The organism is Scytonema hankhaensis NUACC26 (assembly GCF_045865695.1).
Classification (GTDB): domain Bacteria; phylum Cyanobacteriota; class Cyanobacteriia; order Cyanobacteriales; family Nostocaceae; genus Scytonema.
Genome location: NZ_BAACAP010000185.1, coordinates 15,184 through 30,927, shown reverse-complemented (window position 1 = coordinate 30,927; position 15,744 = coordinate 15,184). Strand labels below are relative to the sequence as shown.

Genomic DNA, 15,744 nt, shown 5'->3' with positions numbered 1-15,744 from the left:
TAACAACTAACAACTAACAACTAACAACTAACAAATCCTACTGTTTCTGATAATCTTTAGGTGTCATCCCTGTTATTTTACGAAAATGCTTAGTCAAATGACTTTGATTAGCAAAACCGCACGTTAGAGCGATATCACAAATTGCCATTTTCCCGCTTCGTAACAAATGCTTTGCTTGTTCCACTCTTTGCTGAAGTACATATTGATAAGGAGTGATACCTAAAGAATTTTTGAAGAGTTGACAAAAGTAGTACTGACTAATACCGGCTAATCCTGCTAACTCAGCTAATTTGATGTCTGAATTTAGATGGCTGTGGATGTGCTCGATAACTTGACGTAACTTATACTTTGGCAATCCATCCGAATATTTGACTATTTGAGTTTTTTTGACACAATATTTTTTGAGAAGATGAACCACTAACATTGTTCTTAGTTGTTCGACATACAAACTATCTCCACTCGTTTTTAACTCTAGTTCATCTTTAAGAGATAAAAGTATACCGAGAATAAGTGGATCTTGCTGTGTGGCAAAGTGAGGAATCAATTCAATATCATCTGATGCAGAGACTTCCAAACCCAATCTTTTTAGAAGTAGGGGGTCAACTGACACAAACATAAATTGAATTTCTTCTTCCCAGGAACAACGGTGAAGTATATCAACTGGAATAATAGCGATGGTTCCTGTTGTTTGTTTCTCACTTTGTCTCTTTCCATCAAACCATCTTTCTGATGAGATGTTATCTAAGGCAACACTAATAGTATGCATTGTCAGACAATGCTCAAATGTATCGTTACTAGGTTGATGATGGTGCTCAAAATATATCCCATCCCATCCTGAATAATAACTGGCGATTGAAGGCGGGTTAGAAAAGATTTTCTCTGTGGCTCTTTCCTGATTAAAGTCAACAAGCAAAGGCTTTTCCTGTTTTAATTGCTGGCTGTTGCTCATGGTTAAGCTAGTTAAAACTATCGTTGGAGGGTAGGAGAAGTGGAGGACAACTATGTGGTAGAAGAAGCCAACTAAACTATAAAGTCTGGAGTATGAAGTATGTAGTCAGCTCCATAACCCAATTGAACGTCCGGAAACTAAGGATGCTTCCGTTTGATTCATTTGTACAAACAAATTTTGTTATAAATTTCGGATGAGAAGCTAGAAATGCTTCCGTTTGATTTATTTGTACAAATAAATCTTGTTGCATTGGGCATAATAAAGGGTTTTGTACAAAAATTGCAATGATTTAAATCAAGCTGCTGACGATCGCTGTAGTGTAATTTGCAGGCGGGTACGTGCGATTTTACCTTCCCGTTCCAAGCGAGCTAATGCTCGTGATAGAGTTTCGGGTGTCAGCCCTAAATCGGCTGCAATTTCTTTAAGAGGGCGGTCAACATTGACAACGCTTTCGGAGTTGGACTGTGCTAGATAACGTAGATATCGTAACAATCGTTCGTGAGCAGCTCGAATATCTCGCAGTTCGATGCGTAATTTCAAATCTTGGATCTTCTGTACGAGCATTGCCATGAAATCTTCTGCTAACTCAGGATTGGCACGTATTGCTGATAGTAACGGCTCTTTAGGATATCTGATAACTCGCGAAGGCACTTCAGCGACTGCGCTACAGGGGTAAGTTTCAGAAAATAGCGCAATTTCACCCAAACTATTGCCTTGTTCCGCAACTTGGAAAGTTACGACTTTATCGTCGTTTGTATAGCGAACGAGTTTGATACGTCCCGTTTCTACAATAAAAAAAGACGATGCTGGGTCTCCTTGTTGAAATAGAGTTTCCCCTGTTGATAAGTCATGATGCACTACAGCATTACGTAATTCTTCTGGCAAACTATTTAATGTCAATAGATCCATACAAGCTCCTCAAGAATTTGCTGTTTGGGATTTTTCAAGTCGAAGGACGATTTACAGAATACTTAGCCAACTAAATAAAATCTCAAAAAATAATACTAAGTTGAAAAAAGAATGTGACCGCTTGTAGTCTGAATTATGGCTAAAACAGAGCTTTCTCAATCCAAAATCTAAAATCCAAAATTGTATAACTTTTAACTCAAGTTGTTGCGAACCTGCAAAAGCAAACGTCGTAACAACAATTGCTCTTCTAGGGTTAAATTAGCCAAAATGCGCTTTTCTAGAAGATTCCAAGCATGAGAAATTGGTTTTTGGAGCGCTCGCCCCGCATCAGTTAGGTAAATTCGGCAAATTCGTGCATCTTCTTCATCCTTGCGTCGTTGCAATAAACCAACCTTTTCCATACGGTTCAGCATTTTTGTGAGCGTTGGGGCTTCCACCTGCATCTTAAAAGCCAAGTCAGATTGAATTAACCCATCGTTCTCCCACAAATGCATTAGTAAAATTTCTTGCCCTGCATGCAACCCCATGTCACCCAAAACTTTACAAGCTTCATTGCGGTGAGCTTTAAAAACTTGTACCATTAAGTAGCCAATAGTGTCCTGCATTGGTTTTTCAGCCATAGCAAAGAGGATATTTAGCCAGCTAAGTAAACTTTAAATTTTTTGCCTCTCAATTGCAAGTTACGGTTAGTGTTGAAAACCGTACAAAAATGTTTTCGATACATTGCGAACGGTATTTTTATTATAAGAAAACAGTCATAAAAAGACCGAAAAAGTCGTAAAAAGTCTGTTTATTTAAGCATTTGTCAAAAAAAAGCTTTACATGGCATAACCTTAAGCGGTAATTTTTCTTGTAATTGTTTTCTTTGGTAAGTTTTGAGATCCCCAACTTTTTCAAGGATACAACTGGTCAATCGAGGGTGACACCCCTGACTCGATCGTCTCTCGTTCCCAGGCTGAGCCTGGGAACGAGGTGGGACGAGGTGGGCGGTCTGACCTATCATTCGCCAACAGTATCCGCAGAAGTTGTCGGGGATCTAGCAGCTCCTCACAATTAATGACACAGACTGCTAATGACTATCAAACCGTTCATAATATGAAAAATATTTGTAAAACTTTGACAGGCGCGATCGCTTGCTCGTACTTAGTACTTTCCCACAATGCCGGACTAGCCCAGACAACTCAAACCCAAAATATTTCTGAATCCGAACCAGTTCGCAACACTTCTGAACCGATAGCAAAACCTATCGCTCAGATAGAGCCAGTTCTCAGCCAACTACCCCAACAGGGAGAACCCCGACCATCTGGTGCTCCCAATCTGGGCGATCGCGTGAACTCTGTAAGCCAACTAAGAGACGTACAACCAACCGATTGGGCTTTTCAAGCGCTCCAATCTTTAGTTGAACGTTATGGAGTCATTGCAGGCTACCCTGATGGAACATTCCGGGGAAACCGTGCTATAACACGTTATGAATTTGCTGCTGGTTTGAATGCTGCTTTAACAAGGATTGACGAGTTGCTTGCAGCAAGTACAGCAGATTTAGTTTCTCGCGAAGACTTAGCAACTTTGCAAAGACTACAACAAGAGTTTGCCTCAGAATTAGCAACATTGCGAGGACGAGTCGATGCTTTGGAAGCAAAGACGGCGGAACTAGAAGCAAATCAATTCTCCACAACTACAAAACTACTCGGTCAAATCATCATAGGAGCGAACGCGGGTGGATTTAATGGAGAACGAATAATCGATCCTACAGGTCAAGTCTTGGCTACTGACAATCCAAATCCCACAATATTATATCGAGCCAGTATAGATCTCAATACAAGTTTCTTTGGTAATGACTCGTTACTCATTCGTATGGACGCAGGTAGCGGTACAACTATCAACACGGGTAGCGGTCTAGTTAGAGGCATTGATGATGCTGCAGGATTTTTAGAGCCAACTTTTGGTAGCGTTTTAGACTATTCTGTTGAACCACCTACTAACGCTGACATTGAGATTTCACGGGTAGTTTACACTTTTCAAGCATTCAAAGACTTGAGAGTTTCTATTGGACCTGATATTCGCACAACTGACTATGTTGACCGCAACAGCTATGCTTACCTGAGTTTCCGCGACTTTAGCACTCAAGCATTCACAAACAATTATCTTCTTTTCCCTGTTAGCGGTCCATCATCAGGTGCAGCAATTGATTGGAAACCCGGTGGAGGAGCATTCTCAGTAAGGGCTTTGTATGCAGCAGCAGGAGCAACCCAACCAGGTGATTTGAGTATACAAAATGCTGGTGATGTTCTCAGAGGAACTGCAACATTTATTCCCCTACTGTATCCCGTAAATCCCAATCGGAACTTTGGTGAAGCAGGCATATTTGGTGACACATATCAAGGTACAGTTGAACTAGAATACGCTCCTTCAAGACAATTTGCTTTACGCCTTCAGTATAGTGGTGGTAAAGTCTTGGATAACCGCTACGACGTATTTGGAGCTAATTTCGAGTTAACACTTTCATCAAAATTCGCTATATTCGGTCGTTATGGCTATGGAAACTACGACAACACCGCCGTTGGCGACATCAAACCCAACTATTGGATGGCAGGAGTTGCTTTTCCAGACTTGTTTACTAGAGGTGCTTTAGCTGGTATCGCTGCAGGACAACCCTTCATTGCTAATGAGATTGGTGATTCCACTCAAACCAACTTTGAAGCATTTTATAACTTTCCTATAAGTTACAACATCCAAGTTACACCTTTGATTCAAGTGATTACCAATCCCTCTAACCAAGAGTCCAACGGTACGATCGTCACGGGAACATTGCGAACAGTTCTTTCTTTTTGAAGATACGATTTGGCTTGCAAGTGCATAAACACAACCAACTTGCTCCTATGTATAGTCAGACCTTCTGGTCATAACCACAATTTGGTAGCCCCCCTATGCAAAATGAGGGGGTTTTTTATTTTGTCCTATGCACTTGCTTATTCATACTCGTTATGAGTACAATATATTTAAACGAACTCATTATGAGTACGAGTTATCTAAATTGCTCTGACATAGGCAATTTGTAAGTTAACGATAAGAGGAGAAATGCAATGGACTTATCCAACTCTAACACCGCAAAGAATTTAGCCGACGCTTTTGCTGGAGAATCAATGGCGAATCGCAAGTATCTGTTCTTTGCAGAAGTTACCCGTCACTTAGGAATGACGGAATTGTCAAAACTGTTTAGAGAAACTGCCAATCAAGAGACAGAACACGCTTTTGCTCACTTCAGGCTAATGCATCCAGAGTTGGTAGTGAACGATATTGCTTCCTTAAGCCAAGAGGAAAAGAAAGCGATCGCCACCCGTTGTTTGGAACTAGCAATTGAAGGTGAAACTTACGAATACACAATTATGTATCCCGGCTTTACCGAAGTAGCACGTGCAGATCGGGATGAGAAAGCTGTAGTAGAATTTGAAGCGCAGCAAGTGGAGTCTCGCGAACACGCTCAAATATTCCGTAAAGCAGCACACAACTTTGGATTACTGACACCCATCGAACACCATCATGCTCGTCAATATGCAGAAGCATTACAATCTTTAGATGGAGTTGCACCCGTACAGAAAGCAAAGAGTGGCGATCCGGCTACCCAGAAATGGATTTGTCGTCAATGTTCAATGATTTATGACCCTGTAGTTGGCGATCCTGATTCCGGAATTGCACCTGGGACACCCTTTGAGGCGATCGCTGATGATTGGTACTGTCCAATTTGTGGCGCTACAAAGAAAACTTTTGTTCCTTATGAAGAAGCTGTTGCAGCTTAAGCTTTAGGGAGCAGCGATACATCAATTATCCCCAATTGTAGTGCGGGCATCTTGCCCGCCATTAATTATGAAGACAAACTGTGGTGCGGGCATCTTGCCCGCCATTAATTATGAGGACAAACTGTGGTGCGGGCATCTTGCCCGCCATTAATTATGAAGACAAACTGTGGTGCGGGCATCTTGCCCGCTACTAAATTATGAGGACAGGCGAGGACGCCCATGCCACAGCCCATGCCACAGCTCATCCCACAGCCCATGCCACAGCTCATCCCACAGCTCATCCCACAGTTCATCCCAGAAGATGGATGATTTGTTTCTCGGAAATCCTCTATACCATGAAGAAGTACGAACTTCTAAATTTCTACTGCCGAGCTTCAGTACATGGACTGGAAAGAAATATCTGGTAACTGGGTTCTCATTCCACGAAATCCCATTGGTATCGTTCATTTTCTCGGAGGTGCATTTGTCGCGACAGCACCTCAAATTACCTATCGCTGGTTACTAGAACAACTGGCAACTAAAGGCTATGCTGTTATTGCTACGCCGTTCGTTAATACTTTAGATCATTATGCGATCGCAAAGTCCGTACTGCTAAATTTTGAACGCGCCTTAGAACGCTTACAAGATTCGTCAGCGATTCGCAAGCGCTACCTTCCCATTTATGGGATCGGACATAGCATGGGGTGTAAGCTCCACTTGCTAATTGGCAGCCTCTTTCCTGTAGAACGTGCTGGTAATATCTTGATATCCTATAACAACTATGCCGCAAGAGATGCCATTCCCCTAGTCGAACAGTTTAACCTAGCTGCTGCTGTTGAGTTTACTCCTTCGCCTCTAGAAACGAACCAACTCGTACAAGAGCGATATGTAATCCGTCGAAACCTGCTAATAAAATTTAGCAACGACACCCTCGACCAATCAGCTGCTTTAACCGAACTCTTAAAACAGCGCTTTTCCGATATGGTGACAGTACAAACACTCTTAGGAACTCATACAACCCCTTTGGGGCAAGATATTAAATGGCAAACCGGAGAATCGTTTTCGCCTTTTGATGCCTTGGGACAGTGGTTCCGGCAAGAAGTATACCGTGACCTTCAGGAGTTGCAACGTACTGTCCTATTGTGGCTAAATCCCCTATCACCTCCATAAACAGTAACCAGTGACCAGTGACTAATGACCGATGACTAATGACTAATGTATTTGAAATTTTAGTAGTTGATGATGACCCTGCCGTACAAATACTTCTGAAAAGAATGCTAGAAAGACAGGGTTACAGGGTGATGGTAGCCAACGATGGAGAGGAAGGAATTGCCAAGGCAGTTTCTTGCTGTCCTGCACTTATTATTTGTGATTGGATAATGCCCGGTTTAAACGGAATCGAGGTTTGTAAACAAGTTAAGGCAAATCCCAAATTATCCACCACCTTTTTTATCCTACTAACATCTTTAGATTCAGTGGCTGACCGCGTTAAGGGCTTAGATGCAGGGGCTGACGACTTTATCACAAAACCTATCGAACAAAATGAATTACAAGCGCGAGTTAGAGCAGGATTGCGCTTGCATCAAGCTAGCCGGGATTTACAAATTCAAAAGCAAATTCTGGAGTCAGAGTTATCAGAAGCGGCAGAATATGTTAAATCTCTTCTGCCGCTACCAATGACGCACCCCTTAAAAATTAATTTCCGATTCATTCCCTCGCGACAACTCGGAGGTGATTGTCTCGATTATTATTGGTTAGACCCTGATTATCTGGCGATTTATTTATTAGATACTGCCGGACATGGATTAAGAGCAGCTCTTCCCTCAATTTCCGTACTCAACTTACTGAGATCCCATGCTTTAAAAGGACTCAATTATTATCAGCCTAGCGATGTATTGAGGGCATTAAATGACACATTTCAAATGAATTATCAAAATGACAAGTATTTTACTATTTGGTATGGAGTTTACAACCGAGTTAAACGACAGTTAACTTATGCTAGTGCTGGTCATCCACCGGCTGTTCTGATATCCAAACCATCTTCAAAAACCAACACAGTAAAAAGATTGAGAACACCCGGTATGCCAGTCGGAATGTTTCCTCAAGTAAAGTATGTTGATGGTATTTGTCATATAGAAGAATCCAGTTGCCTTTACATCTTTAGTGATGGGGCTTATGAGCTCGCTCAATCAGATGGCACTGTTTGGACTTTAGATGCTTTTATTCAAGTTCTTATCAACTCAGAGCACCGCTTTGACAATAATCTTGATTCTATACTCAATTACATCAATAATTTAAACTCCAAAGATGCTATCGATGACGATTTATCTATAATTCAAATTCAGTTTGATTAATGTCTTGACATAACAGTCTTATTAAATTCCTCTTCATTGGGGAAGATTTCAAATACTTTATCCATACCGGTCAATTCAAACAATATTCTAACTTGCTCGTTTATGGCACAGATAATTAACTTTTTATCTGCCGCACGTAGTGCTTTAAAGGCTAACACCAAAGCGCCCAAACCCGAACTATCCATAAATGTTACATTTTTGAAATTGAACAATACGATTCTCGTGCCATTATCTTGTTCTAAAACCTCGCTAATCATTTGTCTAAACTCTTGCCCCTGAGTGGAGTCTAAAATTCCATTGGGTTGAATAACTTTTACAACTGGATTTGCCATAATGCCTTGGATTTCGTGATTATACTAATGATATTTTGAGTCAAGCAGTACATCTCAATAGTAATTCATTTGAAAAACGACTGCCATAGAAAAAATATAAGATATAACAAATGAATGTAAATCAATCGTGAACTGTACGCTTCAATTTCTTATTCATATCCGAATAAAGTCTTGTTTCACCATACTAATGATTTTTTTTTGACGACAGGGAACCAAAAGAGCAAAATAAACATCGCCCTTTGGTATGGAAAAACATTCTAAAAAACCATCTTGTTTTTGCCTAACCATTTGGTAGCTGATAGAAAGACATTGTATTCAATACTATAAATTTTTACATATTTTTTTCAAAAAACTTCAGTAGAAATACTAATTTTGGTCAATGGTCACTGCTCACTGGTGACTGTTACGGGGCTAACCTTGGCTCTGTACAACAGCTTATCACCTTGACGGTAACCTGTGTATCGAACTTTGACGATTTCACCTGGTTGTACGCTGCCCTCCATTAACTGATGCAATTGCGGATCGTAAGGTAATTCTACTCCCACAGGTGCGATCGCTTCCACATCCCATTGCTGTAACAGCTTATCCAAAGGCTTTTCTATCAGTGGCAAAATCTTCACGGCTGTTAACTGAGTATTTTCTTTAGCTTTGTATGCAGCCGTAGGAAACTGCACTAATAAAGATTCCAGCTGTTGCAAACTTGACTGCTGGAACTCTTGGAGCGTAACTTGCCGTTGCTGTTGAAATTGGTCTTGTAAGCGATCGTACTCTTTTCTTATATGCGCGAGCTGTTGTAATAATTCTTGACTTTGTAGCTCTGCTTCTTTCACCAACTCCACTTGAGAAAAATTTTTAATAAGTTCATTTAAAGAGACTTTTAGCGCTTGCGATAACTTGAGCAACACATCCAGCCGCATCTGCTCCACTCCCAACTGTCGCAAGCGCAAAATTTGATGCTCTGAGACACCAGCAGCGCGACTCAGAGCTTTAAAACTAGAGATTTCTACCCGTTGCATTAAGTCTTGCAACTTTTGGGTAAAATCACTAGGATTTTGGATTTTGGATTTTGGATTTTGAATTGAACTCACCCTGAGTATTTATACATTTACTCAATGACTCAATCTTAAACCAAAATTGGTCACTGGTCACTGGTCACTGGTCATTGGTTATTATTCTTTTACAAATGACGAATGACGAATGACAAATGACTTTCCTAAGCCAAATGCATCTTGAGAACGCTTTTTGGGGCTTTGCGGACTCTGGCGATAATAGTTTCTTTACCCAAACGCTGACACGCTTCGTAACGATGACATCCAGAAAAGCCGTAGTATTTTCCCTCAACTTCTAAAACGTCTATCGGTTCTTGCTGTCCAATCTCTGCGATTGATTCCATTAAAGCTAGGACTTTCTCCGGATCGTTCTTTCTAGGTAAAGGTCGCTGTATTTGATTTAAAGGAATTTCTTGAACTTTGACCATAGTAAGTTTTGCTAGTAAATTTTCTTCTCTTTAATTAAATCATAGTCGTTATGAGTTTACTTTGCAATAAATTCTGCGAGAGAGATTGGTAGTAGTATCATCAAAAAATTTATGGTACAAACACGACATTGTTCAAGAAAACTTATGGTGGGGCTGAGAAGATATATGAGGAACACTGGTGGTGAAATAGCAGTCTCCATGTAGAAACTGCTGAGCTATCGATCTTTACTCTACGAAATGTGTGGCGATCGAATTAAGTATTTATTCTTATAATAATTGCAGTAAATAAGCCAATCGTTTGGGTAACAATATCAATGATACCGCCATTATTTTGTACTAATGAAGTGTATTCTTTGTTTATCCGGAATAATCTTGCACCTTGTTGTAAGATCTGCAAAGGAGGTGATAAATATGGCAACCGCAATACCGAGGTGGTAATAACCTTTTTTTAGCTAAATAGTTGCCGTGCGATACGGCAGTATAGCCGTTAAGTGTCGCTTATCGCCCTTATGTGTTGTCGAACTTTATAGCAAGTTCTTTAACAAACCTCTACCTAAAAAATCGGGCAATAACTGAAAAAATAAAACTTCCCAAATTTCAACGACATAAGCTGTCCAGCAACAAATTATTGTTCGTACTTAAAAAACAACTACCTTTAGACAGATCTGGCGGCCATACTAAAATTCATGAAAATTATCTGGCGTATTTCTTATACCGTACTCCCTTTATTTTGTTTGCTAGGTCTTACAGGTGCATCCGGACCTGGGGGCAAAACAAAGGATGTAGAACTCAGGATTGGCATAGTGCAGCGATTTGGAGATGAACTTACAGAAAAGCTGCTACTCGAACCTACCAAAGGCGATAGTCTGAAGCTAAAATTTCAGGATGGTAACAGACAGCAAATCTTTGTAACCAACAAACCGATAAAGCTAGAGGTCAAAATGCAACCTTTAGCGCAAGCAGCAGTACAGGAAAGAGCAGTATTAGGAGTTTACCGTACTTATGAGACGGCTGAAGATAGTGCTAAAAAATGGCGAGAACGGGGCATAGAAGTAGAGATTGCTCAACCGGATCGCTGGCAAGTTTGGGCAAAACGTTCTGTATACAACACGCCTTTACTCAGACGCTTGCTCGTACAAAGTATACTAGCTGACGGTCATAAGACGGCATTTGTCGATACCCAAATTTTGCGACAAGAGCCGCTTTTAAGCTGGCAAGCAAACGGCAAAAGCTACACTCAGAAGAATATACAGATTAGTAGCGACCAGAATTTAATTCGAGTTAATGAAAGTCAAAAACCGGAGAATGCAAGACTGTACGCTGGGAGGATGGAAGTTCAGTCTAATGCATACGGAAGTTATACTCTGGTTAACGAAGTGCCTTTAGAAACTTATTTGCGTGGAGTTGTCCCCTACGAAATAGGTGCTTCTTCACCAACAGCAGCGTTAGAAGCGCAAGCAACGATCGCACGGACTTATGCTTTGAGAAATGTACATAGATTTGCTATAGATAACTACCAATTGTGCGCGGATACTCACTGTCAAGTTTATTATGGCTTGAATGGAGTCACAGCAAATACAGATCGAGCGATCGCAGCAACAAGAGGTATGGTACTTACCTATAACAACCAGCTAGTCGATGCTCTCTATTCTTCCACAACTGGTGGCGTAACAGCATCTTTTAGTGATGTTTGGAATGGTGATGACCGTCCTTACTTACAACCCGTGGTAGATGCGCCTAAAGACAATCTATGGAATTTATCTGGAAAAAGTTTAGCTGATGAAAAGAATTTTCAACAATTTATCAATCTCAAGCAAGGATTTAACGAGAGTCAGAGAGATTTATTCAGATGGCAAAAGGAAACTAAACTAGAAGATATTGCTAAAGACTTGCAAAAGTTTTTGAAAGTTAAGAAAAGCCCCTATGCAAAATTTAAAACTATAAAAGAGATGCAAGTTGTAGAAAGAAGCAAGAGTGGACGCATTCTCAAATTAGAAGTCGATACAAATATAGGTGCTTTCACACTCCATAAAGACGAAGTACGAAGTGCTTTTGCAGCGCCTGTCAGTACATTTTTCTATCTAAAACCTCTCAATAAAGGACAACCCGATGTATGGGGATACGCTTTTATTGGTGGTGGCTTAGGACACGGAGTAGGCTTAAGCCAAACAGGTGCTCAAAATTTAGCCCGCCTCGGTTGGTCAAGCCCAAAAATCCTCCAATTCTATTACCCAGGAACCAAAATGGAAGTTTTTAGCAATGCGATGGAGCAAAGGGGGTAATGAGACAGTGACCAGTGACCCTTCGGGTTCGCCAGTCCCCTACGAAAGGAGACCTTTCTACAGGGCTGGACTCACCAGTGACCAGTGACCAGTGACCGGGGAGACAAGAAGGAAGTAACCTAATCCAAAATCTAAAATACCCAATCGCCAATCCCCATTGCCCCTTATCCCCAGAGGGGGCCCCGAGTTCCCCAATCCCCAATCCCAATGTGTCACACTAAATATATAAATGAAAGAAGCAGGAATACAGTTAGCGCTGCGTTCCTGCTACGTGATGTAAATTTAGACCGATTGCTAAAGTAGGTGTATAGAACAGACACAGCATAGACAAAAGATTTTTGTCTGTGCTGCTTTTTTCTTATGCTGTCTTTACGACACTCATCTAAAATCCACTCATCCAAAGTGGTATGAAGAGGAGCGACCTCTAGTAAAGTTCTTCTTCTTTATGAGTTTCGATGGTGACATCAGAAGTTGGGTAAGCAACGCAGGTCAGTACATATCCTGCTTCAATCTGGTCATCATCTAAGAATGATTGGTCAGACTGGTCAACAGTACCAGAAACTAGTTTACCTGCACAAGTGGAGCAAGCACCAGCACGACAGGAGTAAGGTAGTTCAAGACCTTGCTCTTCAGCAGCGTCGAGAATGTACTCATCATCTGCTACATCAATAGTCTTGTTTACACCTTCACCTTCATTGACAAGTGTAACTTTGTAGGTAGGCATTTGGTAATCCTCTCTTTTGTCAAAGGCAGTATAAGTTATCCTAAAGCAAATAGAACGGCTTACCTTTACAGATCTGCCGCCGTTTCAAATTTACTTCACTTTTGATACTACGAGAAAACCAAGAGGATGCAACTGGAATTTAAGCCCGATTAGTAATGAAATTTAGTTACTCAATCAAGATTAGTTTTACTTATATGAAAGAGCAGCAACTTGCTAGATAATTAGAAAATTTTATAACAGCTAAAAAAAATTCAAATACAAGTAAATTTCAGATTAGCGATCGCATTCCATTATACAATTGCTTTATCGGGAAAAAATTTACGACTACGAGTCACTTATTTCCTTCATTATACTGAGAGGATGTCTGGAAAGTTTGCAATATATAGGTAGAGCTAAAAGTTATAATTTTTAGAAGAAACTAGGAGTGAAAAAACGTACTTTGGTAAAGAATGTAGAAATAAGTACGATAGGTAGACAAATTGGTGAATCCAATGTATAGTAACTCAGTATTTTTACAGGAACGTCCTGTGCGCGTGGGTTTAGTTGGTACAGGAGCGGCGGCGAAGCTTAGAGCCGAGGCATTTTTACAAGATGAGCGTTCTCATTTAGTTGCCGTAGCTGGCAACACACTAGAAAAGACAGAAGACTTTGCCAGAAACTATCAAGTAGAAACAGTCGATTCTTGGCAGCATCTCGTGCAACGAGAAGATGTAGACTTGGTTGTCGTTTGTAGTATTAACCGAGACCATAGTGCAGTTGCACGAGAAGCGTTAAAGAATGGCAAACATGTGGTAGTAGAATATCCACTATCTTTTGATGTGGCAGAAGCTGAAGAATTAATCGCGCTCTCAAAAATCCAAAACAGACTTTTACACGTAGAACATATTGAGATGTTGGGAGGGGTACATCGAGCTGTAAAGCAACACTTACCAAAAATTGGGCAGGCATTTTTTGTCCGTTACAACACCATCAAACCCGAACATCCCGCCCCTCGGAAATGGACGTACAATCACGAGCTTTTTGGTTTTCCATTGATCGGTGCTTTGTCCCGATTGCACCGTCTTATAGATTTATTTGGTGAAGTCTTATCAGTGAATTGCCACAACCGCTTTTGGACAGTAGAAACAGATTATTATCAAAGTTGTTTTTGTGAAGCTCAGCTTTGCTTTACTAATGGATTGTTAGGTCACGTTATTTATGGTAAGGGTGAAACTCTATGGCAACCGGAACGCAAGTTTGAAGTTCATGGCGAAAATGGAGGGCTTTTGTTTGATGATGATACGGGCATTCTAGTACAAGCAGGGGAAAGAAAACCTATAGAGGTTGGAACTCGACGGGGTTTGTTTGCTAAAGATACAACAATGGTTTTAGATCGTTTATTTAATGGCACTCCCTTGTATCTCACGTCAGAAGAAAGTTTATACACTCTCAAAATTGCAGATGCAGCAAGGCGTTCCACTGAAGAGGGGGTAACAGTTCTTGTTAACAGTGACCAGTGACCAGTGACCAGTGACCAGTGACCAGTGACCAATCAAGTAGTAAAGTAGGGTGGGCAATGCCCACCATTGGATATTGGCGAGCATTTCTAGTCCCCAATCACCAATCGCCAAGCGCCAATCCCTAAGATTTGCGATCCAAAACCATAGCTTGTTTGAGAGCAGCTTTTTCTCTAGCTCGACGCGCATAAGGTTGTAGTTTCGTCAAGTTCCAACCTGTAATTAAACTCATATCTTCCAAATTCATTCCCTTCATCAACATATCCACACACCATGTTTGTTGAGCTTGCTCAATAACTGGTTGTTGTCCTTCGGGCGTCAATAATCCTGCGGTTAAAATTTCCCAACGCTGATATATTTCGGTTTCTGAGATTGGTAAACTCCAATCGCTAAGAAACAATGCTAATTCATCATCTTTACGACTCTTTAGCCATAAAGTTAACGGATTGCGCCTGTAAGAACCATATCGCTTACCTAATATCCATTGATTAATTGGTACTTGTCGAATAGAGCCTTGAGTTATTTGTAAACAGTGTTGCTTGACATCTACTATTTGGTGCGATCGCTCTAAGTTGGCAATTTCTAGTGGAGATAAACCAGCCCCAAATAAAACGTACATAAGAGCATAATCTCGAAGCCCGGATTTTTTGGCTTTTTGCAAAATAGTATGAACTAAATGAGTCGGTAAATCTATAATTTTCTCTGTTGATGCAGAGCCATAATTGATTAAACTAGTAGAATTTGTAATTTGGTTTAAAAACAGCGTTACTAAAGTTTCTAAAAATTCATCTCTATTATGCCACAGTTGGTGAGATTCACTTGTAAATTCAACTACGGCATACCCCAATAACATACTATTAAGTAAGCTGGCTAGTTTGTTAGGGGGTAAATGAGTGTGTAACTTTTCTCGTTCCATCACTGTGGCTAAGTATTCAGCAACATAGTGATTGGCTTGGGTTAAACCTTTTCCAATCGCCTGACGGTTTTCAACTGAATAATGCCCTGCCTCACCAACTACAGAACGCACTAATTGTGGCACTTTGTCCAGAGTTTGTAACCTATCTTCACAATAATCTCTTAAAGCTTGATAAACACTGGTTGTTTGGCTGACTTGTATTTTTAACGATTCACCTAGCTGTTGAAACACCGGGGATTCAGAAATAACTGCTAAAAGCAACCCGTATTTGTTACCAAAATGCCGAAATAGTGTGACTTCGTTGACTTCAGCTAATTCTGCAACTGCTTTTGTTGTCGTTTCTGTGATTCCTTGAGTTGCAAACAAGAATCTCGCGGCGTCAATGAGTCGCTGTCGGGTTGAAATGATTTGACCACTCATAAATGAAATATGCAAGTAACACTTGCATTTAAATTTTTCCTTTGCTAAGCTAAGAGATGTAAGTGGCACTTGCATCCTCTCTTCCTACTTTAGCTCTCTCCCCTAGTTT

Annotated in this window: 15 protein-coding genes; 7 read left to right on the top strand and 8 right to left on the bottom strand. The window is 40.6% G+C overall.

Features of this window, described 5'->3' with window-relative positions; translation table 11 throughout:
• Positions 1–37: 37 nt before the first annotated feature.
• From ACKTT2_RS18330 to ACKTT2_RS18320, 3 genes are all read right to left on the bottom strand, one after another.
• A complete protein-coding gene (locus tag ACKTT2_RS18330; protein ID WP_407889470.1) occupies positions 38–949 on the bottom strand; it encodes an AraC family transcriptional regulator in 912 nt (303 codons plus the stop codon).
• A 294-nt stretch (positions 950–1,243) separates the two neighbouring features.
• Entirely contained in the window at positions 1,244–1,858 is a 615-nt protein-coding gene (locus ACKTT2_RS18325) for a Crp/Fnr family transcriptional regulator (RefSeq protein WP_407889468.1), read from the bottom strand.
• 191 nt (positions 1,859–2,049) lie between these two features.
• Entirely contained in the window at positions 2,050–2,478 is a 429-nt protein-coding gene (locus ACKTT2_RS18320; protein ID WP_407889466.1) for a MarR family winged helix-turn-helix transcriptional regulator, read from the bottom strand.
• 436 nt (positions 2,479–2,914) lie between these two features.
• Between ACKTT2_RS18320 and ACKTT2_RS18315 the strand changes: the two genes are divergently transcribed.
• The 5 genes from ACKTT2_RS18315 (at position 2,915) to ACKTT2_RS18295 (ending at position 7,988) form a co-directional block, all read left to right on the top strand.
• A complete protein-coding gene (locus ACKTT2_RS18315; RefSeq protein WP_407889464.1) occupies positions 2,915–4,690 on the top strand; it encodes an iron uptake porin in 1,776 nt (591 codons plus the stop codon).
• 251 nt (positions 4,691–4,941) lie between these two features.
• A complete protein-coding gene (locus ACKTT2_RS18310; protein ID WP_407889462.1) occupies positions 4,942–5,655 on the top strand; it encodes a rubrerythrin family protein in 714 nt (237 codons plus the stop codon).
• 197 nt (positions 5,656–5,852) lie between these two features.
• Positions 5,853–6,062, top strand: coding sequence for a hypothetical protein (locus ACKTT2_RS18305; protein WP_407889460.1), 210 nt, complete (start codon positions 5,853–5,855; stop codon positions 6,060–6,062).
• A complete protein-coding gene (locus ACKTT2_RS18300) occupies positions 6,037–6,804 on the top strand; it encodes a DUF1350 family protein (protein WP_407889458.1) in 768 nt (255 codons plus the stop codon). The genes ACKTT2_RS18305 and ACKTT2_RS18300 overlap by 26 nt, the downstream gene beginning before the upstream one ends.
• A gap of 38 nt (positions 6,805–6,842) precedes the next feature.
• Positions 6,843–7,988, top strand: coding sequence for a SpoIIE family protein phosphatase (locus ACKTT2_RS18295; protein ID WP_407889456.1), 1,146 nt, complete (start codon positions 6,843–6,845; stop codon positions 7,986–7,988).
• On the opposite strand, the gene ACKTT2_RS18290 is transcribed toward ACKTT2_RS18295, so the two are convergent.
• The 3 genes from ACKTT2_RS18290 to ACKTT2_RS18280 form a co-directional block, all read right to left on the bottom strand.
• Positions 7,985–8,320 carry an STAS domain-containing protein gene (locus tag ACKTT2_RS18290; RefSeq protein WP_407889454.1) on the bottom strand — a complete coding sequence of 112 codons (336 nt, stop codon included), beginning with the start codon at positions 8,318–8,320 and terminating at the stop codon, positions 7,985–7,987. The two genes, ACKTT2_RS18295 and ACKTT2_RS18290, sit on opposite strands and share 4 nt — an antisense overlap.
• A 383-nt stretch (positions 8,321–8,703) precedes the next feature.
• Positions 8,704–9,408 (bottom strand): nucleotide exchange factor GrpE, encoded by a 705-nt coding sequence (gene grpE, locus ACKTT2_RS18285; protein WP_407889452.1) that lies wholly within the window; start codon positions 9,406–9,408, stop codon positions 8,704–8,706.
• Between the two features lie 125 nt (positions 9,409–9,533).
• Positions 9,534–9,797 carry a ParB N-terminal domain-containing protein gene (locus ACKTT2_RS18280; protein WP_407889450.1) on the bottom strand — a complete coding sequence of 88 codons (264 nt, stop codon included), beginning with the start codon at positions 9,795–9,797 and terminating at the stop codon, positions 9,534–9,536.
• A 686-nt stretch (positions 9,798–10,483) separates the two neighbouring features.
• On the opposite strand from ACKTT2_RS18280, the gene ACKTT2_RS18275 reads away from it, so the two are divergent.
• Complete coding sequence (locus tag ACKTT2_RS18275) at positions 10,484–12,079, top strand: SpoIID/LytB domain-containing protein (protein ID WP_407889446.1); 1,596 nt, start codon at positions 10,484–10,486, stop codon at positions 12,077–12,079.
• A gap of 424 nt (positions 12,080–12,503) precedes the next feature.
• On the opposite strand, the gene ACKTT2_RS18270 is transcribed toward ACKTT2_RS18275, so the two are convergent.
• Positions 12,504–12,803, bottom strand: coding sequence for a ferredoxin (locus tag ACKTT2_RS18270; protein WP_407889444.1), 300 nt, complete (start codon positions 12,801–12,803; stop codon positions 12,504–12,506).
• Positions 12,804–13,294: 491 nt separating this feature from the next.
• Here ACKTT2_RS18270 and ACKTT2_RS18265 point away from each other — a divergent pair, with 491 nt between their 5' ends.
• Positions 13,295–14,302, top strand: a complete 1,008-nt coding sequence (locus ACKTT2_RS18265; protein ID WP_407889442.1) for a Gfo/Idh/MocA family protein — start codon at positions 13,295–13,297, stop codon at positions 14,300–14,302.
• A 121-nt stretch (positions 14,303–14,423) separates the two neighbouring features.
• Here ACKTT2_RS18265 and ACKTT2_RS18260 read toward each other — a convergent pair whose 3' ends face one another.
• Entirely contained in the window at positions 14,424–15,635 is a 1,212-nt protein-coding gene (locus tag ACKTT2_RS18260) for a TetR family transcriptional regulator (RefSeq protein WP_407889440.1), read from the bottom strand.
• Positions 15,636–15,744 lie beyond the last annotated feature (109 nt).